Source organism: Mesorhizobium sp. Ca11, from assembly GCF_020165275.1.
GTDB lineage: Bacteria > Pseudomonadota > Alphaproteobacteria > Rhizobiales > Rhizobiaceae > Mesorhizobium.
Genome location: NZ_JAIUHU010000006.1, coordinates 356202 through 379310, shown reverse-complemented (window position 1 = coordinate 379310; position 23109 = coordinate 356202). Strand labels below are relative to the sequence as shown.

Here is a 23109-nt window from a genome sequence, read left to right as displayed (position 1 = left end):
TCCACTGCGTCGATTTTGGCCGCGATCTTGAGCGGCATCCCGACGCGCGCGGCGATTTCTATCGCGGCTTCCGGGCCTTTTTCGGGTGAGATGCGACCGAGGAACGCGAGGTATCCAGAGGCTTTCGGCCGGAATGGGAGGATGTCGTTCGGCAGGCCGTGATAGACCGTTCCAAGCCAGTTGACCGGCGGCATGGGCCGGCGCTGGTCGTCCGAAATCGAGACCAGTGGAATGTCGTTGAACATCGCGTAAAGCTGCGCCAGGTCCGGAAGGTCGAGCCGGCCATGAAGCGTGGTAACGGTTCGCTGCGCGAACTGTCTAATTATCGGAAAATGAAGAACATCGACGTGGAAATGCAGCACGTCGAATTGGTCCGCTCGCCTGCGGACCTCTTCAAGCATCATCACGTGGTAAGGAATCGGATTCTTTGCTTTCGAATTGAAGCGTAGCGCAACATCGCAACATGGCACGAGTTCGGCCGATGTGCGTGAATCGCCGCTGGCGAACAGCGTCACGTCATGGCCCCTTCGAACCAGCTCTTCCGTTAAATATGAGACGATGCGCTCGGTCCCGCCATAGAGCTTCGGTGGCACGGACTCCATCAGGGGGGCGATCTGGGCAATCTTCATATGCGGGCATCCTGGAAAAGAAAGTCAGCCTTCAACGAACCGGCTCGGCAGAGGTTAGTTCTTCTCCCGATTCGCTGTTATCGCGAACTTTCGAACCGCTAATTTGTTCCCGGTATCAATCACTTCGCCGTGGTATTACACAAACTGGGAAAGGGCGCGCCACATGGCCATAAACTGCCGGATGGGCAAACCCGGCGCGCTGGCCTACGATCCGCCGATCCTTTTGATGGACGAACCGCTGTCGGCTCTGGACAAGAAGCTGCGCGAGGAGATCCAGACCGAGATCCGACGCATCCATCGCGAAACCGGCGTCACCATCCTTTACAATCGCTCTCTTCAAAGATGCCGTCGGCCTTTGTCTCGGACTGGACGCGAAACACGCTGGAGCAGGGGGCCATCCACCGCCGCCTGGCGGGATAGGGAGTGGGTATCGTCCTTAACAGGACCGTCACGAATATCGCTTCAGGCGGCGTCGTGACAGCCTGCGTCTATACCGGCGCGAAACAGCAGCTGGCCGCCGATGCCGTCGTCCTGGTCACGTCACGCAATCAGGACGATGCCGTTTGGCGCGCGCTGAAAGCCCGGGAAAACGAGTGGGCCGTGAACGGCATTCGTTCGATCAAGGTCATTGGCGATGCGGAAGCGCCGGGGCCGATCGCCTGGGCAACCTATGCCGGCCACCGCTTCGCCCGCCAGCTGGACGAACCCGATATCGGTGACGCGCTGCCATTTCGACGCGAAGTGACGGCGCTGGCGGTGCAATAGGATAGAAGAGGGGAGCCGCAACTTCCCTTCCACTCTATTCTGCCCGCAAGCGGAGCGCGTATTTCTAGCAGGTATCAGCCAACAGATGCTGCCGACCAACAGGCGGGGGAGCTTCGCGTTGAGGAGCTCGATTGCCTCTTCCGGTGGCGACTTCTTCCGCCGACGTTCGCTTCAGTTAGAACATCGCTTGTAGCGGTACGAAGCGTGACGTGCCTCCGCGCCGTTCTGTTGATCCCGACCCACACTTCCGCGGCGTTGCCCTCGTTCCTCGATCGGCCGATCGAAGGCGACTGGCCATACCTGTGGATCGATCCCACCTAACTGAAGGTGCTCCGGCGCCACGCGCGCGCCGCTCGGGATCCTACTTGCACTTTCCTGCCGCACCGGTCGTCTCGCAAAACAATCCGTCGGAATCTTGCCGGCTTACCACTCGGCGAACGAACCGTCCTTGTGGCGCCAGACCGGGTTGCGCCAGCGGTGTCCCTCCCGGGCGCGCTCCTTCACATACTCTTCGTCGATCTCGACGCCGAGGCCCGGGCCATCGGGAATGGCGACATAGCCATCCTGGTAGCGGAATACGTCCTTGTTGGCGGCGTAGTCGAGCAGGTCGTTGCCGGCATTGTAGTGGATGCCTAGGCTCTGCTCCTGGATGAAGCAATTGTAGCTCACGGCGTCGAGCTGCAGGCATGCGGCGAGCGCGATCGGCCCGAGCGGACAGTGCGGCGCCACAGCCACGTCATAGGCCTCAGCCATCGCCGCGATCTTGCGGCATTCGGTGATGCCGCCGGCGTGCGAGAGATCCGGCTGGATGATGTCGACGACCGCATCCTCGAACACCGATTTGAAATCCCAGCGGCTGTAGAGCCGTTCGCCAAGCGCGATCGGCGTCGAGCCGAGCGCGGCGATCTCCTTCAGCGCCTCGCGGTTTTCGCTGAGCACCGGCTCCTCGACGAACATCAGCCGGTATGGCTCCAGCTCTTTGACCAGGATGCGCGCCATCGGCCGGTGCACGCGGCCGTGGAAATCGACGGCGATGCCGATATTCGGCCCGACCGCCTCGCGCACCACGGCGACGCGCTCTATAGCCGCGTCAATCTTGTCGTGGCTGTCGACGATCTGCAATTCCTCGGTGCCGTTCATCTTGAGCGCTTGGAAGCCGCGCGCCACCATATCCCTGGCGCCGGCCGCCACTTCCGCCGGCCGGTCGCCGCCGATCCAGGAATAGACCTTGATCGTTTCGCGCAGCCTGCCGCCGAGCAATTCATGCACCGGCACGCCGAGCGCCTTGCCCTTGATGTCCCACAGCGCCTGGTCGATGCCGGCAATGGCGCTCATCAGGATCGGCCCGCCGCGATAAAAGCCGCCGCGATGCATCACCGTCCAATGATCCTCGATCAAACGCGGATCCTTGCCGATCAGATAGTCGGCCATTTCCTTGACCGCCGCTTCTACCGTCAGCGCCTTGCCTTCGACCACAGGCTCGCCCCAGCCGCTGATGCCGGCATCGGTCTCGATCTTGAGGAACAGCCAGCGCGGCGGAACGATATAGGTGGTCAGAGCGGTGATCTTCATGCGGCCGGCCGGTCTCAGTTGTTTTTCAGTTTCTTGGCGCTGACGAGATCGCGCGCGGCCAGGTCGAGTATCTTATTGGCTGCATTGCGCGCGGCGGCGGCGTCGCGCATGCGCAGCGCCTCGACCAGCTCGCCATGCGCCGCCGCCGCTTCCCTGCGCCTGACCGGCGAGATCGTCGCCGTGGCCTCCAGCGAAAACAGCAGCGCCGTATCGATCAGCTTGCCGATCTGGCGGAAGATAGGGTTGTGGCTCGCGCCATAGACGATCTGATGGAAGACGATGTCGGAGCGCGAGAACTGCGTCAGATCCTCGCCTGCGCCGGCCATGCCTTGCCAGGCCGCTTCAAGATCGGCGATCTCCTGCAGCGTCGCGCGCGTTGCCGCAAGTTCGGCGACCAGCGGCTCGATGGCGCGGCGGGTTTCTAGGATCGCGTCGAACAGCTTGTCGTCCAGCGCATGCGGCGCATGCCAGGCCAGCACCTGCGGGTCGATGATGTTCCAGTTGTCTTGGTCGCACACCACCGTGCCGACGCGTGGCCGGGACAGTACCAGCCCCTTGGCTGCCAGCACTTTCAGCGCTTCGCGGATGACGGTGCGGCTGACGCCATATTCGATGCCGAGATCGTTCTCGGTCGGCAGTGACGACCCGGCCGGATATCGTCCGGAGAATATGTCGGAGGCGATCGCCTTGGTCACGTCGGGCATGACGCGCGGACGGCGCGCCGTCTCGCGCGTTTGCGTGTCTTCGTCAGCCTTCTTCGGTGTTTCGTTCACCTCAGCCCCTCCTCCAAGGCAGCGAACCGTTCGGTTTGCGCGCATTTGGTCCGGCCTTAGCGGATGCGAGTGATTTGCGCCAGCGACTACTTGTCGGACTACCTATCTCATTTATCATACCAGATCAATTGACGGGTATGATAAAATTGATTACACACGACCGATCCGGGCTGAGCGCCCGGCTGTTTGCTGGGAGGTAATCATGCGACTTTTGAAAACCGCGCTCGTCGCGGGTGCTCTCGCCGTCTTGTCGGTCACCACGATCGCGTCGGCCTACGCTCAGGACACCAAGATCGGCTTCATCGTCAAACAGCCGGAGGAGCCCTGGTTCCAGGACGAATGGAAGTTCGCCGACCAAGCCGCCAAGGAAAAGGGTTTTACTCTCGTCAAGATCGGCGCTGAGGACGGCGAGAAGCTGATGTCGGCGATCGACAATCTGGGCGCTCAAGGAGCGCAAGGCTTCGTCGTCTGCACGCCGGATGTGAAGCTCGGCCCCGGCATCGTCGCTAAGGCAGCCGCCAACAATCTCAAGCTGATGACGGTCGACGACCGCCTCGTCGGCGCCGACGGCAAGCCGCTGGAAGACGTCCCGCATATGGGCATTTCCGCCACCAAGATCGGCGAGGCGGTGGGGCAGGCCATCGTCGACGAGATGAAGGCGCGCGGCTGGAAGATGGACGAGGTCGGCGCGATCCGCGTTTCGTATGACCAGCTGCCGACCGCCGTCGACCGCGTCGAAGGCGCGATCTCGGTGCTGAAGGCCGCCGGCTTCAAGGCCGAAAATATCTTCGACGCGCCGCAGGCCAAGACCGACACGGAAGCCGCGCTCAACGCCGCGACCGTGGTGCTCAACGCCCATGCCGACATCAAGAAGTGGATTGCCTTCGGCCTCAATGACGAGGCGGTGCTGGGCGCCGTGCGCGCTTCCGAAAGCGTCGGCATTCCGGCGGACGGCATGATCGGCGTCGGCATCGGCGGCGCGGAATCGGCGATCAACGAGTTCAAGAAGCCCGCCGCCACCGGCTTCGTCGGCACGGTGATCATCTCGCCCAAGCGCCACGGCTACGAGACGGCGCTCGACATGTATGATTGGATCGCCAACAACAAGGAGCCGGCGAAGCTGACGCTGACCGCCGGCGCGCTGGCCAAGCGCGACGATTATCAGAAGGTGCGCAAGGACCTCGGCATCGAATAGTCCTCCCTGTACAAATAGGCGGCGGCTTGATGCCGCCGCCTGTTGGCATGCTCAAGAAGGATCGAAGCCCCGTGTCCTTTCTCGAATTCTCCAACGTCACCAAAACCTATCCGGGCGTCAGGGCTCTGTCCGATGTGTCGTTCGGCGTCGAAAAGGGCGCCGTGCACGGGTTGATGGGTGAGAACGGCGCCGGCAAATCCACCCTCATCAAGATCCTGTCCGGCGACCAGCATGCCGATGCCGGCGAGATAAGCATCGACGGCAAGGTCCAGGCCTATGCCTCGACCAGGAATGCCTTCGACAATGGCGTTATCGTCATCCACCAGGAATTGCAGCTGGTGCCTGAGCTGAGCGTCGCCGAGAATCTCAGCCTCGGACGCTTTCCGGCAAGCGCCGGCGTGATCGCCCGCCGCCGCATGCTCGACGATGTCGGCGCCAAGTTGAAATCGGCCGGCATCGATATCGACATGCGCCGCAAGGTCAAGACGCTCTCGATCGGCGAGCGCCAGATGGTCGAGATCGCCAAGGCGGTGATGCTCGACGCCCGCGTGATCGCGCTCGACGAGCCGACCTCGTCGCTGTCCTCGCGCGAAAGCGAGATCCTGTTTAAGCTGATCGACCGGCTGCGCAGCGAGGGCAAGGTCATCATCTATGTCTCGCACCGCCTCGACGAGGTGTTCCGGCTCTGCGACAGCCTGACGGTGCTGCGCGACGGCAAGCTTGCCGCGCATCATCAATCGCTGAAGGATGTCACGCGCGACCAGGTCGTGGCCGAAATGGTCGGTCGCGAGATTTCCGACATCTGGGGTTTTCGGTCGCGCAAGGCGGGAGAGGTTCGCCTCAAGGTCGACAATCTGAGCGGCACCAGGCTGCGCACGCCGGCAAGCTTCGAAGCCCGCGCCGGCGAGATCGTCGGCTTCTTCGGCCTCATCGGCGCCGGCCGATCCGAACTGATGCGGCTGGTCTTCGGCGCCGATCCGCGTTCGGGCGGCACGATCATGGTCGACGGCAAGACGGTTGCCGCCGCCAGCCCGCATGACGCAATCAGGGCCGGCATCGTGCTGTGCTCGGAGGACCGCAAGCATGACGGCATCATCCAAGGTCGCTCGATCGAGGAGAACATCAACATCTCGTCCAGGCGCCATCACACGCGCTTCGGCGTGCTTAGCCGGACTAGCGAGATCACGACCGCCGAAACCTTCATCAAGAAGCTCAAGGTGCGCACGCCGTCGCGCAAGCAGGACATCGTCAATCTCTCAGGCGGCAACCAGCAGAAAGTCATCCTCGGCCGCTGGCTGTCGGAGCAGGACATCCGCGTGCTGATCGTCGACGAGCCGACACGCGGCATCGATGTCGGCGCCAAATCGGAGATCTACGAGCTGCTCTATCAACTGGCCGAGGAGGGCATGGCGATCGTCGTCGTCTCCTCCGAGCTGCCGGAAGCGATGGGCATTTGCGACCGCATCCTGGTGATGTGCGGCGGGCGCATCAGCGCCGAGCTCGCGCGCGACCAATTCGCCGAAAAGGCGATCCTGGCCGCGGCGCTCCCCGACAAGAAAACCCCCGACGCGATCGCATCCTGAGGCTTCCAATGACCAGTCGGCTGAAGAAGATCCTGCTCGGCGAACAAGGCCTCGTCGTCATCTTCATCGTCGCCTTCGCGCTGGTGTCGCTGCTCGTGCCGAACTTCCTCACCGACCGCAACATGCTCGGCCTGCTTCAGTCCGTGGTCACCGTCGGCATCGTTGCCTGCACGATGATGTTCTGCCTCGCTGCGCGCGACTTCGACCTGTCGGTCGGCTCCATCGTCGCCTTTGCCGGCATGGTCGCGGTGATGGCCTCGAACACAACCGGCTCGATCCTGCTTGGCCTCGTCGCAGCCATCGCCTGCGGCGCGGTCGTCGGCTGGGTCAATGGCGTCGTCATCGCCAAATTCCGCATCAACGCCCTGATCACCACTCTCGCCACCATGCAGATCGTACGCGGTTTCGCGCTGATCTCGTCGGATGGCCGCGCCGTCGGCATCAACAGCCCTGACTTCTACCAGCTGGCCCTCTCGAAGCTGCTCGGCATACCGACGCCGATCTGGGTGCTGGCGGTGCTCTTCGCCATTTTCGGCTTTGTGCTCAACAGCACCGTCTTTGGCAAGAACACGCTCGCCATTGGCGGCAACCCGGAAGCTTCGCGACTTGCCGGCGTCAATGTCGACCGGACGCGCATCTGGATCTTCACGCTCCAGGGCGTGGTCTGCGGCATCGCCGGCATCCTGCTTGCCTCGCGCATCACCTCCGGCCAGCCCAACGCCGCGGTGGGCTTGGAACTGTCGGTGATCTCGGCCTGCGTGCTCGGCGGCGTCTCGCTTGCCGGCGGCAGGGCGACGATGTCGGGCGTCATCGTCGGCGTGCTGATCATGGGCATCGCCGAAAACGCCATGAACCTGCTCAACATCCCGGCCTTCTACCAATACATCGTCAGAGGCGTGATCCTGCTTCTGGCCGTGCTCCTCGACAATCTGCGTTCTTCGGCATTGGGGCGGCGCTGATGGGACGTCTTAAGGGAAAACGGATCTTCCTCACCGGCGCCGCGCAAGGCATCGGCTACGCCATCGCCGAGGCCTGTCTGCGGGAGGAGGCCGGGCTGTTCCTGGTCGATCGCGACGCGGACATTCTCGTCGAAAGCGCTGCACGCTTGGGCGACGTCGCGCATGCCGCAGCCGATATCGCTGATGCCAAGGCAATCGAGGCCGCCATGGCGGCGGCGACGAAGGCCATCGGCCCGATCAACACCGTCATCAACAATGCCGGCATGAACGTGTTCTCGACGCCGCTTGAAGCCACCGAGGACGACTGGACGCGCAATCTTGACGTCAATGTGAAAGGCGCCTGGCACTGCGCCAAGGCGGCGCTGCCGGGGATAATCGGGCAGGGCGGCGGCGTGATCCTCAACATCGCCTCCACCCACGCCTTCACCATCATCCCGCACACCTTTCCCTATCCCGTCGCCAAGCATGCTCTGCTTGGCCTGACCAAATCGCTGGCGATCGAATATGCCGGCGGCAATATCCGCGTGAACGCGCTGGCGCCCGGTTATGTCGCCACCCAGAAGGTCGTCGACTACTGGAACAGCTTCGACGATCCGGAGGCCGCGCGCGCCAAGACGCTGGCGCTGCATCCGGGCGGGCGGATCGCCACGCCTGAGGAGATCGCCATGGCGGCGGTCTTTCTCGTCTCCGACGAATGCCCCTTCATCAACGCCGCCTGCCTTGTCGCGGATGGCGGCCTAAGCGTGCTTCACCACCCCTGACACACAAGCCATAATGGGAGGAAACCATGGCAAATGATGTCTTCGCGAAATCCCTGCTGACACGCCGGCAAGCGCTTGCGCTTGGTGCAAGTGCTGCGCTGGCGGGCGCGTTGCCGCGCGGCGCCTTCGCCGCGGACGAGAAGGTGACGCTCTGGCATGGCTGGACCGGCGCCGACAACACCACCGCGCTCAACGGCGTCATCGACACCTTCAACAAGGGCGGCAAGGGCGTCATCGTCGAGCCGACCGGCTATGACTGGGACACCTTATTTTCCAAATGGGTGGTCTCCTCGGCCGGCGGTCGTGCGCCGGACCTGGTGCTCTTCCACATCACCGAGCTGCCGGAATTCGCCACGCGCAAGGTCATCCGGCCGATCGACGACGTCGTCGCTTCGTCCGGTCTCGACCTGTCGCAGGTTCCGGATGCCGGCCGCACCGGCGTGACCTTCGACGGCAAGGTCTATGCCGCGCCGCTCGACGTGCATCCGCTCGGCTTCTATTACAATGTCGACATGGTGCAGGAGGCGGGCCTCGATCCGGCCAAGCCGCCGAAGACCGGCGAGGAATTCCTCGAATGGGCAAAGAAGCTGACGGTCAAGGACGGCAGCGGCAAGGTCACGCGTTACGGCTTCGAATTGCCGAACACCTGGGCGACAGCGCGCTGGATCTGGTTCAGCCTGATGTACCAGTTCGGCGGCACCTTCCTTGACGACAAGGGCCTGGCCGCGGTTGACAGCGAGGCCTCGCAGAAGGCGTTGCAATATCTCGTCGACCTGATCAACGTGCATGGCGTGACCAATCCCGAGGTCGGCGGCAACAAGGGCGAGGACGCCTTTGCCTCGAAGCAGGTCGCCATGAAGTTCATCGGCCCCTGGGAAGTCAATCTGCGCATGGCGCAGAAGATGAATTTCATGACCGCGCAATTGCCGGTGTTTGGCCGGAAGGCGGCCGTCTGGGCGAACTCGCATTGCATGGCGGTGTCGAAGCAGAAAAGCGACGACAAGCTCGCCGCCGACGGCACCTTCATGAAGTGGTTCTTCGACAATTTCGCGGCACCCGCCACCACCGTCGGCATCATCCCGCAGAGCAAGGCGGTGCGTGAAAGCGCGGCCTTCACCGGCACCGAGCAGTACAAATATTTCAAGTCCTTCGTCGACGACCTGCCCAACATCGTCTACGAGCCGCTGATCCCGCAATATCTCTCGGTCTTCTCTTTCGACAAGCCGACGCCGCTGGTCACCAACCTGCAGGCCGCGCTCAGCGGCTCCAAGCCAGTTCCGGACGCCTTGAAGGCGATGAAGGAAGGTCTCGACGCGCAGCTGAAGAAGGGCTGATGACATCGCTGGCATCACACCCGGCGGGCCGCTCCAGGGCCCGCCGCGCATCGGCGCAGGAGGGAGGGGCGGTGTGCAGCGGCATGACGCTTGCCGCTTATCTCTTCCTGTCGCCCTATCTGGCGCTGTTCATCGCCTTCATGCTTTTGCCGACGCTGGCCGCCATCGGCATCAGCTTCATGCGCTGGGATATCCTCGGCGCGCCGGAATTCATCGGGCTCGACAATTACCGGCAGATCTTCGCCGATCCGCTGTTCCTGACCGCAATCAGGAACACCTTCTACTTTGTCTTCCTGACGGCGATCCCGATGGTCGTGCTCGGCCTGGCTTTGGCTATGCTGCTCGACCAGAAGCTCAAGGGCACCGCTTTCGTGAGGACGGTGGTGTTCCTTCCCTATGTCGTCATGGTCTCGACCGTCGGCATCCTGTGGGGTTGGCTGTTCGACAAGGGCACCGGCCTCGTCAACTATTACCTCACCACCATCGGCATCGAGCCGATCGCCTGGCTCAAGGACCCGCACTGGTCCATGCCGGCTTTGGCCATCACGACCATCTGGTGGACCGTCAACACCAACATGATCATTTTCCTGGCGGCGCTGCAGGATATTTCCGAGGAATTGCATGATGCCGCCACGCTCGACGGCGCCGGCCCCTGGCAGCGCTTCGTCTACATCACCTTGCCTTTGCTGCGGCCGGCCATGGCGCTGGTCACCGCGCTCACCATAATCAATGGCTGGCGCGTCTTCGGCCAGGCTTATGTGATGACGCAGGGCGGGCCGGAGGCGAGCACCTTCGTCATCGTGCAATATATCTATCTCACCGCGTTCCAGAATTTCGAGATGGGTCCGGCCGCCGCCGCGGGCGTGGTGCTGCTTTTAATCACGCTGCTCTTCTCGCTCGCCCAGATGAAGCTGATGAAGGCGATCTGATGCAGGACCAGCGCTCCAATCGTGCCGGAAAATCGCTTGGCGGGCGCTCGCTCGCCTATGTGCTGATGATCGTCGTGACAGCCCTCTGGGGCGCGCCGATCCTGTGGATGCTGGTCACGTCGATCAAGCCGGAAAGCGAGATCTACGCTTATCCGCCCGCCTGGATCCCGGACGCGCCGACATTGGAGGCTTATGGCGCGCTGTTTCAGCGCTTCCCCATGCTGACCTGGTTCCGCAACTCGGCCGTCGTCGGCATTCTCACCACCGTGCTGACCTTGGCCGTCGATGCCTTGGCGGCCTATCCGCTGGCGCGCATGCAGTTCCCTGGCCGCCGCGTCGTCATGGGCGTGATCTTCGCGACCTTCCTGCTGCCCTATGAACTCCTCTTCGTGCCGCTGTTCCTTGGCCTGAATAGCTACGGCCTGGTCGACAGCATCTTCAGCCTGACCGTGCCGGCATCGGCCAACGCCTTCGGTGTCTTCCTGCTGACCCAGTTCTTCCAGGCCGTGCCGCGCGAACTGGAGGATGCCGCCATCATGGATGGCTGCGGCCGCTTCGGCTTCTTCTGGCGCATCCTCTTGCCGCTTACCAAGCCCGGCCTTGCCACCGTCGCGATCTTCACCTTCGTCGCCAGCTGGAACAATTTCTTCTGGCCGCTGATCGCCACCAATTCCGACGAGACCCGCACGCTTCCGGTCGGGCTGGCGACATTGGTCGGCGGCGCCGGCATGTCGATGAAGCAGAGCGTGTTGATGGCCTCTGCCGTCGTGGCGACGCTGCCGACGGCACTCTTCTTTCTCGCCTTGCAGCGACACTTCGTGCGCGGCATCGCCGCGACCGGCATCAAGGGCTGACCATGACCGATATCGAGATCGCCAGCGACCGACTTCGCTGCGTGCTCTCGACGCAAGGCGGGAGTATCTGGCGGCTGGAGGTCGATCTTGGCGACGGCTGGCAAGCGCTGCTGCGCCCCCCACCAGAAGGTTCGGATCGCGATCCGCTGAACGCCGGTTGTTTTCCGCTCGTCCCGTTCGGCAACAGGGTCGAAGGCAATCGTTTTCTGTTCGATCGGACCGAATATCGTCTGAAGCCCAACACGCCTTGGGACAAGCACTACCTGCACGGCGATGGCTGGCTTGGCGACTGGACCGTCGAGGATCGCGGCGACGCCGAGGCATCGCTGTCGTTCGAATTTCAGGGAGAACCTTATCGCTATCGCGCCACGCAACGCTTCAAATGCGAAGGGGTGAGCTTCAGGGCGATTCTTGGCGTGACAAATCTCTGCCAGCGGCCGATGCCGTTCGGGCTCGGCTGGCATCCCTATTTTCCGCTGACGCCGGCAACGACCCTCCAGGCGCCGGCCGTCTCTTATTGGACGGAGAAGGCCGGCTGGCTCCCGGACGCCCGCATCGCCATTCCCGAGAACCTGGATTTCAGCCAACCCAAAAAGGTGGCACGGCAATGGATCAACAACGGTTTCGAGGGTTGGGATGGCGCGGCGTCCATCGCCTGGCCTGAACAGCGCATGGGGCTCGGCATCGAAACCGCGCCTGCGCTGTCGCGCTATTTCATCTTCCTCTCCGACACGCAGTTCGATCCGACCTACCGCGAGGACTTCTTCTGCTTCGAGCCGATGAGCCACTCGGCCAACGGCCACAACCTGCCGGATTTCGGTGGCCTGACGGTGCTTGCGCCAGGGCAGGGGACCGAGATTTCCATGGCACTATCGTGCAGTGCGACAGAGGATGCGGCATGATCAGCGTCACGGAAGTCTTCCGCTCACGCGACAAACTTGGCGAGGTTCCGGTCTGGGATGTGGCCGAGCAGGCGCTCTATTGGGTCGATATAGAGAGCAAGCGGCTGCGCCGCTTCGACCACGCCACCGGTCAGATTCGCGAATGGCACTTCCCCGAGCGCATTGGCTCTTACGCGCTGCGCGAAAGAGGCGGGCTGGTCTGTGCCTTCGAAAGCGGACTGGCCTTCTTCGATCCAGCTACCGAAAAGATCGATTGGATCGCCAGGCCCGAAGCGCACATCCCCACCAACCGCTTCAACGACGGCAAATGCGACCGCAAGGGCCGATTCTGGGCCGGCACGATGGACGACAACCTCAAGGACCACAGCGCGTCGCTTTATCGGCTCGATCCCGACTTGCAGGTGACGCGCCTGGCGGGCGGAATCTGCATCTCCAATTCGTTGGTCTGGAGCCTCGACAACAGCATCTTCTATTTTGCCGATACGCCGGATAACGCGATCTACGCTTACGATTACGATCACAACGCTGGGACCATCGCCAATCGCCGGCTCTTCGCGTCGACCGCCGAGCAGCCGGGAACGCCTGACGGTTCGACGATCGACGAGCATGGCTATCTGTGGAACGCGCAATGGGACGGCTGGCGCCTGATACGTTATGCGCCGGACGGCTCGATCGACCGGGTCGTCGAACTGCCGGTGCAGCGTCCATCGAGCTGCATGTTCGGCGGCCCGGACCTTGGGACGCTCTATGTCACCACCGCCATCTGGGATTCCAGCGAGGCCGACCTGCGGGCTCAGCCGCTGGCCGGCTCGCTGCTGGCGCTCGACGTCGGGGTGCGCGGCGTGCCGGAGCCGCGATTCGCCGGCTGACAGGAAGCAGGAATTCTCCGGCGAGATCATCTCGCTCCAGAGTCCAGGCCAAGGGCATGCGCATCATCTCCGATACCCGGGCCAGCGGTGAGAACGCTCCAAGCCACCGCGTGGTGGTCGGCAAGGCCGAGTTGTGAGGGCGGGGGCACGGGGGGCGGCGCGGGTGCTAGGGTTCAGACTCAATCAACCTAGAGGGCTGATCTTGCCTTCAGTTCCGAGAAGGCACATTCTCTGCCTATCGGGCGGTCTCGTGAGGATCAATGTTCAAGAAAATAGCTCAGAGAAGTGCCAGTTGGCGCCGCTGACCCGGTAAGCGACCTGATTGGTCGGATCGACTTGATCGAGATGGAGTCGGGGCTCTCTGCGGGTGGCAAAAGCGTGCGCAACCGTCTCTCCGAGGTCATCAGTGAAATTCGCCGATCCGAAGGTGTCGCGAGCCAGGAGAGTGTGAGCGTTTTGCTCGATGTTATCGATCGACTGGGTAAGATTGAGCGGCTTTTGTCCGACAATGGTTTTGAGACTGGCTCTGAAACTTCCAACGTTTGACGCTTCGAGCTCTACTTGTACGAGAAGAGCGTGATCGGTCAGACCCAGAATGCGATGAGCGTTGCGAATGCGACGGCGGAGAGAAAATTCCTTGCGAGCTTGTCGTAGCGGGTTGCGATGCGGCGGAAATCCTTGAGCCTGCAGAAGGCAGCTTCGATACGCCATCGGCCCTTGTATCGGGTCTCATCGTAGCTGATCCTTGCCTTGCGGTTTGATCGCCCCGGGATTACTGCCTGCGCCCCTTCAGACTTCAGGTGCTTGCGGACCGAGGCAGCGGCTGCACCACCCAGATCCCGCTCGGCAACCCGCAAGGCTCGGCCGGGGCGGACAGTCGCTAGTTCGAGAGCAGCTTCACCATCGTCAGGCGCATGCGTGCCAGTCTTCGTGCCGAACTATGGAATGCCTCCCGCTCGGCTTCGAGCAGAAATTCAAGCGTCATCATGTCAAGCAGGAATTCATCCACGGCTTCAGCCAGTTCGTGCGACTTGCCTTTGATTTGAGCAAGCAGCGCGCGTGACTCCGCAACCAGGTTGGCGCCGCCGCCCTCGATCAGCCCCTCAAGCTTACTGAAGCAGTCCAAATCTGAAGTCCCCCTGCGGCGACCCTCAATCGCCGACGAGCCGGAAAGTTCCCAAGCGAAACAAAAATTCGATGACCGCATCTCGCGAGCAGAGATCGCTCGACGATCTTTTCGAAATCTACGACTGCCAGTATCGAGCACCCATGGCTATTGCGGGTGCCCAAGGCGATCGCAGGTGACCGTGGACATCCGCGCACTGGAGATGACGGGACTATGCTCGCCAGCTACGCGGCGAATACCTTCGGAAGATGTTTCCGGTCCCGATTTATGAGTTGCCCGGCAAGACCATTGTCTCAGGAGTAGTGCGACCGAGGCGTGAGGCTCACCTATTTCGGGAACGACACACGCGCTTTGTTGTTCCGTGGATCGGCCTGCCGCGTACGTTGCACTTTGCGCACCCAGGCTACTCCAGACCTGCCCATGGGCCTCTGCCGGCGGGCTTTTTCTTTTGTTGACAAGGGGCGCAATCAATGGCGAGTTTGACCGCGTTTGAGGGATCATCCGATTTGGGAGGGTCTCGTGCCAATTCATCAAAGAGCCCGAGAAGCTGGCGTCTTCAATTCTTCGGACCTGGCGTTGCTCGGTCGCGTGTTCGACAAATTGAAGGTCGAACATCAGTCTCCCGAGCGACGCGAAGCCCTCGCATCTCGCCTTCTGGCCAACTATCTGGCAGGGGTCAGGGACGAGGCTGAACTGATGTCAGTGTCAAAACTGCCACTCGGTCGCTAGTTTAGGCTGACCGTCCGGGGAAGGGAAGCACAAGCAGTTACGTCGTTCTCGTCGCCTACAGGGCGAAGTATCCCGACCTGCCCCTGGAGAGCCTCAAAGGCGACATTCGGGAAATACCCCATTTCGGCGAGACGGCACGAACCGGGCTGCATTTCCTGCTGCCCGTCGTGCTCCTCATCTGGTGCCTGATGGTGGAAGAGCTTTCGCCAGGCCTCTCCGCCTTCTGGGGTTCCGCCGCGCTGATGGCGCTGGTCGTCACGCAGCGCCCTTGACGGCGTTCTTCCGCGGGGAGCGTCAGCTTGCGCCGCGTTGGCGGGAAGGCTTCGTCGATCTCATCGAGGGGCTGTCGGCGGCCGCACGCAACATGACCACGGTCGGCATCGCCACGGCAACGGCCGGCATCATCGTCGGCACGGTGCTCCTGACCGGCGTCGGTCTGGTAATGACCGAGCTTGTCGAATTCATCTCGGCCGGCAGCTTCATGATCATGCTGCTGTTCACCGCCGTTATCTGCCTCATTCTGGGAATGGGCATGCCGACTACGGCCAGCTATGTCGTCGTGGCGACGCTGATGGCCCCGGTGATGGTCAATCTCGCGGCGCAGAACGACCTGGCCGTGCCGCTGGTGGCGGTGCACCTTTTTGTCTTCTATTTCGGACTGATGGCCGACGTGACGGCCCCTGTCGGTCTTGCTGCGTATGCAGCCGCCGCGATTTCGGGCGCCGATCCGGTGAAGACTGGCTTTCAGGGATTCAAGTACGAAATCAGGACGGGGCTGTTGCCGTTCATCTTCATCTTCAACAATGGCCTGCTTATGATCGACCTGCAGGGCCCGCTGGATTTTGTCCTCGTCGTAGGCACATCCGCGCTGGCGATGATCGCCTTCGTTGCAGCGACGCAGAACTGGTTCCTTGTTCGAAATCGCTGGTACGAGGCCATAGCCCTCTTGCTGATCTGCTTCACGCTGTTCAGGCCCGGCTACTGGCTCGATCTGGTCGATGAGCCTTTTGTTGAAAAACCCGTGTCGCAGTTGAACCAGACTGTTGATGCGACGCCGGCGGGGCAGGCGGTTCGCCTCAGGTTGAAGACGGTCAACATCAATGGGGACGAGATCGAGAAGCTGGTCAGGCTCGATCTCGGCGAAGGCAAGAATGCCACGGAGCGGCTGGAGAGCGCAGGACTGAGCGTCAGTGAGCTGGGTGATAGCATGACGGTCGGCATCGTGCGGCTCGGAAGCCAGACGGCGAAGTTCGGGCTGCAGCCCGGTGACGAAATCACCGGGGTCATGGTGCCAAACGACCGTCCATCGCGCTACTGGTTCGTGCTTCCCGCGCTTTGCCTGTTCGGTCTGATTTTCTGGCTACAGAGGCGCCGAAAGCAGGCCGGCTTGCCAGTTGGAGCCGTTCCCTGAGGTATTGTCCTGTGTTTCATTCCAATGGCCATACCTCAACGAGGCCGTGCGCGACAGCGCAGGGGACGGGCGAGATTTTGTCGATAGCGTCGCCCAGGTCAGCAGCTTCGATCACGGCAAATCCGGCGATCGGCAGGTCTGACGACATGAAGGCACCATCCTGCGTTTTCACACCCGATGCATCCGGATTACGCACCTGCACCAGCGTCCCCGCTCTCCCTATCAGGCGCCTTCCACGCCCAACCTCGCGTCCTGTTCATGAGCAGCATCCCTGACGGATTGGGGCTTGCGATCGTATCCGGTCCGGTCGCCATATTGGGATTGTAACGAATTTTGGCATTGGGAGGCGGTTTCGACGTGAAGCTCAGGCGAGGACCTAGACTAACTCGGGCATGACGAGATTGGCACGACTGCCTCGCGAAGAGCCGTCTTGGCCTGATTGCCGGTAGATTACCTACTGTATCTCTTCGCTGCCGGAGCCGTGCAAGAAGGACTGGATCTCATCCATGTCGATCTTCCCATCGCCATTCTGGTCGATTGCAGAGAAGATGCGCCCGACAGCGTCCTGAACCTCGTTTTCGGACAACGATCCGTCGCCATTTGTGTCCAAAAACGCGAACATCAGTCGCATTCCGGCGCCGCGCATCATCATACGCGGGCCATGGTGCACAGCCATCCTGTGCTCGCCGGATGGGCCGCCATAGCGGTTTTTATGCCAAGGGGCGCCATGACGATCTGCGTTGTCCTGAGCTTTGTCATCCTCTTCTTGGCGATTGTTGGCCACGTCAGAGCTCCGATCCTGCTGCACCCGCTCCTGGATTGCTTGGTCAATCATCTGGCGGATCATTTCACGCGTTGGACCGCCCGCTTGCCCATTCGCATCCGGCAACTGCCCGGCGCCAGGCTGTTCGGTCGCCGGGGGAGGCGCAGGGGTTCCGTTTGTCTGGGCGAGAGCAGGGAAACTAGCGAAAATAAGAACGGCGCCCGCAGCCGTCGTGCAGCGAGGGAATCTCATGACATGCTCCATTTGGTTGGCCGTGGTCTGCCTCAAGCGGATTGGGCTGCCCAAACTGGCGGAATGCTCGATTGTTCCGGCCGGTGTTTCTTCGGCAAGAGGGCATGAGGGACGGGTTGGGCAAACATGGTCAGAGCGATCGAGATCCGGAGCATCAAGTAGCTCATTGTGACGTCCTCGTTTGGAACGCTGATACTTGTAATGGGTGTTATAGCGGACCTTGCAAGTACGGGCGTCACACAGCGCCGCGCTGGTGTGCCTTCCATCGCAATCGCCCGCACGGAGAGCGACTCCCAAGCTGGCGGACTGGTGGTGAGGATAGGAATTCCGTTCCCTAAGCCGTCAATCCTCGACGAGCGGCCCGTTCTGGGCGATCTCGGCCCTTGCCCCAGCCGCAATGAGCTTCGCTTCTCGCATCAGGGAATTCCAATTCAGGCCGATCAGGAGAGCAAGTTCATGCGCTTGCGCCTCGGTAATGCCGGTTTGTTCAACGAGCCTTTTGACGAGCGATGTCGTCTGGTTCTCACCTGTCATTGGCTGGGTCCCTCCAGCTCCCTCGTCTGCCGCAACATCTGAACCTTGGATTGGTTCCGGAAAAATTGATGGAAAAGAAAAGCCCGACAGGGACCTGCCGGGCTTGAGCTTGGGCTTGCAGCGACGGGGACTAGACGCGGGGGCGTTGGGGTGCCGCTGCAATGAGGCTGATTCTCACCATATCGGAGCGTGTTTGGCAATCATCATCAAATCGAATGACGGCCGAATCGTTGGCTCGACCTTCACGGCCCGCAGCACTGTTCCAAGGAGTTTAGGGACACCTAAGCGCACGCCAGCTTGGTGGTCAGGATAGGAATTCTGTTGCTGGGTCGTCAACAGCGAGGCCTAGCGGCCAAAAAGTGTTCCACCTTGGAACGAATTGATGGCTTGGCGATTTAGGAGATGCAGTCGATCCGCGGAGGTGTAACTGCTCTCTCTGTCGCAGAAAAGCCCGCCGCCTACGCTCATTATGTGCGGCGGGCTTTGCTCTTGCTGGGCCGAGCGAAATCAGTCCCCAAGAGTTTTCGTCATTTCCGCTTCCTGCTGATCCAGCACCGCTAGCAATTCAGTGAAGGACTTCGGCAGCGTCGGTTCGACCACCAAGTCCAGCCGCTTGCACAATCTCGGACGGAACTCTTCTGAAGTGGCCAACTGCCGAAACGTTTGGGCAGACTCATTGAGCGTAGGCATCGTGCAGTCGCATCCAGGAGAGGCCGGTCTCATGGGCGAACTCGCCCGAAAGGGAAACGTTCCCAGATGGAATTTCCCTGCGAGAACGTCCACCAGCCCAACTCCACCCAAGACCCAAGTGTGAAACAGACGAGGCCGAATCGTGTGGACGACCCGACCCTCTACGCCCGCGGCACTGTCAAGGAGGGCACTCCCAGTGGCGAGCTGGCGCGAACATAGCAGGTTATGGACGAAGAAAGCGGGCCGGCCGCTAGGGCAACGACCGGCCCTCTTCCATGAAAGCCTCGCAGCAGCGTCCCGGAGAGACGAGGGTAGGTTAAGGGACAAACACTGGGTCGTCGAGGGGGCGACGCCGAGGCATGACTGTCGATCCCATTTCAGGCAGAGCGTCATCCCTATCGCGCACTACAAACTTCGAATGCGAGGGGATGAGCTGCGAGGCGATCCTCGGCTCGGCCAGCTCACGATGCCGTTCGGGCCCGTCTGGCACCGCTGTTTTCCGCTGAGACCGGCGACCACACCGCGGGCGTGGAAGCCGGCGCCTTCGGGCCCCGCAACTCGGGGCCGAAGCGCTTGATTTCAGGGAGCGGGAACGCGGCCGCGTCGTTGGGCCAACAAGCATCCTGAGACGGCCCCGGCCTCCATCGTCTGGCCAACGGGCACATGCGGCTCGGCGTCGAGACCGCTCCTGTGCTGTCACACGATTTTACTGCTGATTGGCACGTTCAGCCTTCCACATAGACGATGCGGCGCGTCGACGGCTCAACCAGCACTGGTCGGTTGTTCACATAAACATACCGGTACCGGTAGTTCGGGATCTTCTGTAGAGCCACCGTCTCAGGCAAGGTCGCGCCGGTTACAACCTTTCCTTGAAGGTAAACAGGCTTGACCCGATGCGCGCTGATGTAGGTGCGCACCTGTTCGGGGGGAGTGATCACGGTGCCAGCCGCACCGCCGCCGACGATCCCCGCGGCGCCGCCCACAGCAGCGCCTACCGGTCCTCCGATGATAGCGCCGGCGATCGCTCCGGTGGCGCCGCCGGCGACGGCTCCAGCATTAGCCTGATCGCGAGGAGCTTTCACGACCGCGATGCCTGAATTGGCCGGCCGCTCGGTTAAGACGACCCGATTGCCGCCAAATTCTGCGGTGACGTAATCGGAATAGACCCAGCCTTGACCACCGGCCTCGGCGATGGTGCACCATTTCGAGTTTTGCAGACAGCCGTTCAATGTGGCCGTCTGGCCTGCCCGCAGCACGCCGATGACCGGATATTGCGAGCCTGGACCGGCGCGAACATTAAGGTTTGTAGCGGCTGATACGGGAGTGTCGGCAAAAGCTGCGCCAGACAAGGCGACAAGCGCGCCTGTCACAACGGGTAACAAAAGCTTTCTCATCGTTCTGTCTCCGTTTCATGGTTCCCTTCAGAGCCAAAAACGAGGAAGAGCCACGTGCGTTCCGCTGGCAGGATCGCGGAACGGATATAATTTGGGTCGCTCTGCTGCCCCTGCTTAGTCTAGACATGTCATCCTCGAAGCGGTCTATCTCGCCGGATGCCATCGACATGGCTTCACGCACCACCGGCGGAGCACAGACTCGTTGAGGTTCGACCGCTGGAACAGCCATCGTCGCGAGGAGAAGTGGCGCAGCTCTTGAATGCCAGCATTGCTGACGCTATATTGCGTCATAGTTTTTGGCGGTGCACGGAGGTGCTGCGATGGGCCTGGCCCGATATGCGGATAACGGCTTGTTCGCACCGAAGAAGATTGCGGACGCTTTCCGCACCACGAGCGCGGAGATCGCGCGTACCGCTGGTCTGGGGAAAGATGCGGTCCAGCGCCGGGAGCGGGTGCGCTCAGACAAGACGCAGCGCCGCCTGCGCGAGATGGTGGAAATCGTGAACAAGGTCGAGCCGCGATTTGGCTCCGCGCTCATGGCCTATGCCTGGTATCGGTCCGAGCCGCTGCCGGGATTTTCGGGGCAGACGGCCATGCAGCTCGTGCGGGAAGGTCGAGCCGATGAGGTTCTCGACTTCATCGACGCGGTCGATGCGGGGATTTACGCCTGACCATCGCCGCTATCGCCTATTCGGGCCGGCTCTACCGTGCTCTCAATCCGGTGTATGCCCGCGAGCCTATGTCGGGACGTGGTGCCGAGCTTTATGGAGGACGTTTCAACCCCAAAGGCATGCCGGCGCTCTATGCGTCGACCTCGGTCCTGACGGCTTTGCGCGAAGCCAACCAGGTAGGCGATCTGCAGCCGACGACGCTGGTCGCTTATCGTGCCGAGATCGAGGCCGTCTTCGATGCGGGCGACCCCACTGCTCTTGCAGCAATGGGTCTCGATGCGGCGGTCCTGGCCGATCCAACATGGCGCGATCAGATGAGAGACCATGGCGAGGCGCATACACAGCGATTTGCCCGTGAGCTGGTCGCGCAAGGCTATAATGGCCTGCTCGCGCCGAGCTTCGCCAAGGGCGCCGCACTCGGCGACTTGAATCTGGTTCTGTGGCGATGGGGTGCCGCTGCCCCATCCAGACTCGAGCTAATCGACGACGAGCACCGGCTCGGTTGATCTAGCCGGCCGCTGCCCGCGTTGCCAACTATGGTGCCTTCGAGAGGAGCCGGGAACTCAAGTCTGACGGAAAGAGTGCTTGCACTTTCAGCCCAGTACGGTACCGCTGTGCTTAAGCCATCCGGGTCATTTCGTCGCCACCTAGCGCGACCTTGTCGATCATCTACATCGGTGGGGAAGTGCCATCAATTGGCGGTTGGAAGACGTGCCGGAGAGCGTAACGATTACGAAGCCGTTCGCCATGTTGCAAATCATCACTGCTTTATCGATTCTGCTCCTCACGTCGTCCAGAAATCCCGGATAATGTTGGCCGCGGACCCCGCGTGCAGGTGCACGTTGCTAGCCCTGATCCTTTTGCCCCCTCCGATCAGGTCTCCGAGTGGTCGAACGGCGCGGCCAGGTTGAGGGTGCCGACGAGCGTTTATTCATATCCGGAGGCGGGCCATTTTTTTACTGACAGCGAACTTGCCGACTATGACGCCAAGGCCGTGAGACGCTTGGAAGCGGGCCATCAGGTTCTTGGAGGTGCTCGTCGTCTCCTGAGTCTCCAATGTCTCGCGGTCGGCCCTGGCCTAAAATGACCACGATTTCGCTGTTGCCAGGCAACGGCTTCGAGTTCGAGCTCGTTGGCGTAAGCCCAGGGCAGGAGATCGTCGATTTGGCTATTTGGGTGGCCGTTGACGAGCCGTGTTCATCACTCAACCGTGAGATGCGCGAACGGCCTTGGCAGCGCGTGCAGGAACACGTTGGCTCGGCGCCGAACGGCCTGAAGCGACCCTACGCAATAGGTTCGGCCGGGCTTAATAGGGCGACTGAAACACATGCGCGGCGAAGGCAACCTGCGACACGCGTCATTGCAAGACGTACCCGGGGATGGAACGTAAGGCGCCTGGCAACCTTAGTTGTCGGGTGACGCACCCTCGCCAGATGGCGCGTTATCCTCGGACTGCCCACTGTCCGAGAGCCTGCCATCCTCGCGGGTGGCAGGCTCAAAAAGCTTATCGATTTCTGGGCAACTGAACGAAGTCGGAACCCCCGGCGGGCGCCGGTGTTTCTTCACCTAACGGAGGATGAAAAATGGCAGCGCCGCGCGCCGTTTGGAAAGGTTTCCTGAAATTCGGATCGGTCGCATGCAGCGTAAAGCTGGTGGGAGCAATCACTGAGGCGGGGAAGGTCCATTTCAAGATTCTGAACCGCGAAAACGGCCTGCCGGTCAAGAGCGCCTATATCGACGAAGGAACCGGCGACCTCGTTCCTTCAGAAGATCAGATCAAGGGCTACGCGGTTGAGAAGGGCGACTTCCTCGAAATCGAGCCGGACGAGATCAAAAAGCTGAAGCTCACGTCGCAGCACACGCTCGACATTGAGGGCTTCGTCGCGATCGATGAGATCGACACGAGGTATCTGGAAAAACCCTATTACGTCGTCCCGGCCGACGGCGCCGCCGTTGAGACGTTTTCGGTGCTGCGAGAGGCAATGGCCAAGAAGCGGGTCGCGGCGCGATCTTGTGTTGTGCTGTACCAGCGGGGCAGGGAAGTCATTATCCAGCCCTTCGGCAAAGGAATGCTGTTGACCGAGTTGCGAACCCACAACGAGATGATTTCAGAAAAGAGCATCTTCGACGACGTGAAAAGCCCCAAATACGACAAGGATCTGCTCGAAATTGCCGGGCTGCTGATCGACAAGAAGGCAACAAAATTCGACCCCTCGAAATTCGAAGATACCTATGAGGATGCGCTGATCGCCATGATCGATGCCAAGCGCAAGGGCAAGAAGCCACCCAAGCCGGCGCCGAAACCCAGGGAGAACGTGGTGGACCTAGCTGCAGTGCTGAAGAAGAGCCTCGCCGCGGAGGGCATCAAGGGGCGGCCAAACGCAAAGCCCGCGCGAAAATCCGCCTAGCATGGC

At 61.5% G+C, this 23109-nt stretch carries 24 protein-coding genes and 3 pseudogenes; 17 read left to right on the top strand and 10 right to left on the bottom strand.

Going from position 1 to position 23109, the window contains the following annotated elements; all coding sequences use genetic code 11:
• The coding region (locus LB538_RS14155; protein ID WP_224551733.1) for a glycosyltransferase at window positions 1-629 on the bottom strand (629 nt) is incomplete at its 3' end.
• A 193-nt stretch (window positions 630-822) separates the two neighbouring features.
• On the opposite strand from LB538_RS14155, the pseudogene LB538_RS14150 reads away from it, so the two are divergent.
• Window positions 823-954 (top strand): annotated as a pseudogene (locus LB538_RS14150) (polyamine ABC transporter ATP-binding protein); the annotation flags it as partial.
• A 98-nt stretch (window positions 955-1052) separates the two neighbouring features.
• Window positions 1053-1394 (top strand): hypothetical protein, encoded by a 342-nt coding sequence (locus tag LB538_RS14145; RefSeq protein ID WP_224532733.1) that lies wholly within the window; start codon window positions 1053-1055, stop codon window positions 1392-1394.
• A gap of 423 nt (window positions 1395-1817) precedes the next feature.
• On the opposite strand, the gene dgoD is transcribed toward LB538_RS14145, so the two are convergent.
• Together dgoD and LB538_RS14135 are read right to left on the bottom strand one after the other, a co-directional pair.
• Window positions 1818-2966, bottom strand: a complete 1149-nt coding sequence (gene dgoD / locus LB538_RS14140; protein ID WP_224532729.1) for a galactonate dehydratase — start codon at window positions 2964-2966, stop codon at window positions 1818-1820.
• Window positions 2967-2980: 14 nt separating this feature from the next.
• Window positions 2981-3670: a FadR/GntR family transcriptional regulator gene (locus tag LB538_RS14135; RefSeq protein ID WP_224532732.1), complete on the bottom strand. Its 690-nt coding sequence runs from the start codon at window positions 3668-3670 to the stop codon at window positions 2981-2983.
• A 271-nt stretch (window positions 3671-3941) separates the two neighbouring features.
• Between LB538_RS14135 and LB538_RS14130 the strand changes: the two genes are divergently transcribed.
• The 10 genes and pseudogenes from LB538_RS14130 to LB538_RS14085 form a co-directional block, all read left to right on the top strand.
• Complete coding sequence (locus tag LB538_RS14130) at window positions 3942-4934, top strand: arabinose ABC transporter substrate-binding protein (protein WP_127883969.1); 993 nt, start codon at window positions 3942-3944, stop codon at window positions 4932-4934.
• Window positions 4935-5005: 71 nt separating this feature from the next.
• Entirely contained in the window at window positions 5006-6517 is a 1512-nt protein-coding gene (araG, locus tag LB538_RS14125) for an L-arabinose ABC transporter ATP-binding protein AraG (protein WP_224532731.1), read from the top strand.
• 8 nt (window positions 6518-6525) lie between these two features.
• Window positions 6526-7476, top strand: a complete 951-nt coding sequence (araH, locus tag LB538_RS14120) for an L-arabinose ABC transporter permease AraH (RefSeq protein ID WP_224532726.1) — start codon at window positions 6526-6528, stop codon at window positions 7474-7476.
• Window positions 7473-8237 carry an SDR family oxidoreductase gene (locus tag LB538_RS14115; RefSeq protein WP_224532730.1) on the top strand — a complete coding sequence of 255 codons (765 nt, stop codon included), beginning with the start codon at window positions 7473-7475 and terminating at the stop codon, window positions 8235-8237. Before araH ends, LB538_RS14115 begins: the two co-directional genes overlap by 4 nt.
• Window positions 8238-8263: 26 nt before the next feature.
• Window positions 8264-9571, top strand: coding sequence for an ABC transporter substrate-binding protein (locus LB538_RS14110; RefSeq protein WP_224532725.1), 1308 nt, complete (start codon window positions 8264-8266; stop codon window positions 9569-9571).
• Window positions 9571-10500, top strand: a complete 930-nt coding sequence (locus LB538_RS14105; protein WP_224532724.1) for a carbohydrate ABC transporter permease — start codon at window positions 9571-9573, stop codon at window positions 10498-10500. The genes LB538_RS14110 and LB538_RS14105 overlap by 1 nt, the downstream gene beginning before the upstream one ends.
• On the top strand, window positions 10500-11354 hold the full coding sequence (locus tag LB538_RS14100) for a carbohydrate ABC transporter permease (protein WP_224532723.1): 855 nt from the start codon (window positions 10500-10502) through the stop codon (window positions 11352-11354). Before LB538_RS14105 ends, LB538_RS14100 begins: the two co-directional genes overlap by 1 nt.
• Window positions 11355-11356: 2 nt before the next feature.
• Window positions 11357-12256, top strand: coding sequence for an aldose 1-epimerase (locus LB538_RS14095; protein WP_224532722.1), 900 nt, complete (start codon window positions 11357-11359; stop codon window positions 12254-12256).
• A complete protein-coding gene (locus LB538_RS14090) occupies window positions 12253-13125 on the top strand; it encodes an SMP-30/gluconolactonase/LRE family protein (protein WP_224532721.1) in 873 nt (290 codons plus the stop codon). Before LB538_RS14095 ends, LB538_RS14090 begins: the two co-directional genes overlap by 4 nt.
• A 25-nt stretch (window positions 13126-13150) precedes the next feature.
• Window positions 13151-13259, top strand: a pseudogene (locus LB538_RS14085) (DUF736 domain-containing protein); the annotation flags it as partial.
• A gap of 450 nt (window positions 13260-13709) precedes the next feature.
• On the opposite strand, the pseudogene LB538_RS29335 reads toward LB538_RS14085, so the two are convergent.
• Together LB538_RS29335 and LB538_RS14070 are read right to left on the bottom strand one after the other, a co-directional pair.
• A pseudogene (locus LB538_RS29335) lies at window positions 13710-14051 on the bottom strand (transposase); the annotation flags it as partial.
• Window positions 14006-14251, bottom strand: coding sequence for a hypothetical protein (locus tag LB538_RS14070; RefSeq protein WP_224532289.1), 246 nt, complete (start codon window positions 14249-14251; stop codon window positions 14006-14008). The pseudogene LB538_RS29335 and the gene LB538_RS14070, both read right to left, overlap by 46 nt.
• A gap of 997 nt (window positions 14252-15248) precedes the next feature.
• Here LB538_RS14070 and LB538_RS14060 point away from each other — a divergent pair.
• Window positions 15249-16391: a DUF3394 domain-containing protein gene (locus tag LB538_RS14060; RefSeq protein ID WP_224532287.1), complete on the top strand. Its 1143-nt coding sequence runs from the start codon at window positions 15249-15251 to the stop codon at window positions 16389-16391.
• 16 nt (window positions 16392-16407) lie between these two features.
• Here LB538_RS14060 and LB538_RS14055 read toward each other — a convergent pair whose 3' ends face one another.
• The 5 genes from LB538_RS14055 to LB538_RS14035 form a co-directional block, all read right to left on the bottom strand.
• Window positions 16408-16593, bottom strand: coding sequence for a hypothetical protein (locus LB538_RS14055; protein WP_224532286.1), 186 nt, complete (start codon window positions 16591-16593; stop codon window positions 16408-16410).
• Between the two features lie 252 nt (window positions 16594-16845).
• Window positions 16846-17238, bottom strand: a complete 393-nt coding sequence (locus LB538_RS14050; RefSeq protein ID WP_224621771.1) for an EF-hand domain-containing protein — start codon at window positions 17236-17238, stop codon at window positions 16846-16848.
• Window positions 17239-17748: 510 nt separating this feature from the next.
• Complete coding sequence (locus tag LB538_RS14045; RefSeq protein WP_224532284.1) at window positions 17749-17940, bottom strand: hypothetical protein; 192 nt, start codon at window positions 17938-17940, stop codon at window positions 17749-17751.
• Between the two features lie 507 nt (window positions 17941-18447).
• Window positions 18448-18630: a hypothetical protein gene (locus LB538_RS14040; RefSeq protein WP_224532283.1), complete on the bottom strand. Its 183-nt coding sequence runs from the start codon at window positions 18628-18630 to the stop codon at window positions 18448-18450.
• 725 nt (window positions 18631-19355) lie between these two features.
• Complete coding sequence (locus LB538_RS14035; protein ID WP_224532282.1) at window positions 19356-20024, bottom strand: DUF1236 domain-containing protein; 669 nt, start codon at window positions 20022-20024, stop codon at window positions 19356-19358.
• Between the two features lie 320 nt (window positions 20025-20344).
• Here LB538_RS14035 and LB538_RS14030 point away from each other — a divergent pair, with 320 nt between their 5' ends.
• The 4 genes from LB538_RS14030 to LB538_RS14015 all read left to right on the top strand — a co-directional run bounded on the left by LB538_RS14030 (window position 20345) and on the right by LB538_RS14015 (window position 23103).
• Window positions 20345-20695 carry an antitoxin Xre/MbcA/ParS toxin-binding domain-containing protein gene (locus LB538_RS14030; RefSeq protein WP_224532281.1) on the top strand — a complete coding sequence of 117 codons (351 nt, stop codon included), beginning with the start codon at window positions 20345-20347 and terminating at the stop codon, window positions 20693-20695.
• Between the two features lie 11 nt (window positions 20696-20706).
• Window positions 20707-21201 carry an RES family NAD+ phosphorylase gene (locus tag LB538_RS14025; protein WP_224532293.1) on the top strand — a complete coding sequence of 165 codons (495 nt, stop codon included), beginning with the start codon at window positions 20707-20709 and terminating at the stop codon, window positions 21199-21201.
• Between the two features lie 323 nt (window positions 21202-21524).
• Entirely contained in the window at window positions 21525-21782 is a 258-nt protein-coding gene (locus LB538_RS29330) for a dienelactone hydrolase family protein (protein WP_224532280.1), read from the top strand.
• Between the two features lie 496 nt (window positions 21783-22278).
• Window positions 22279-23103, top strand: coding sequence for a Ku protein (locus LB538_RS14015; RefSeq protein ID WP_224532279.1), 825 nt, complete (start codon window positions 22279-22281; stop codon window positions 23101-23103).
• Window positions 23104-23109 lie beyond the last annotated feature (6 nt).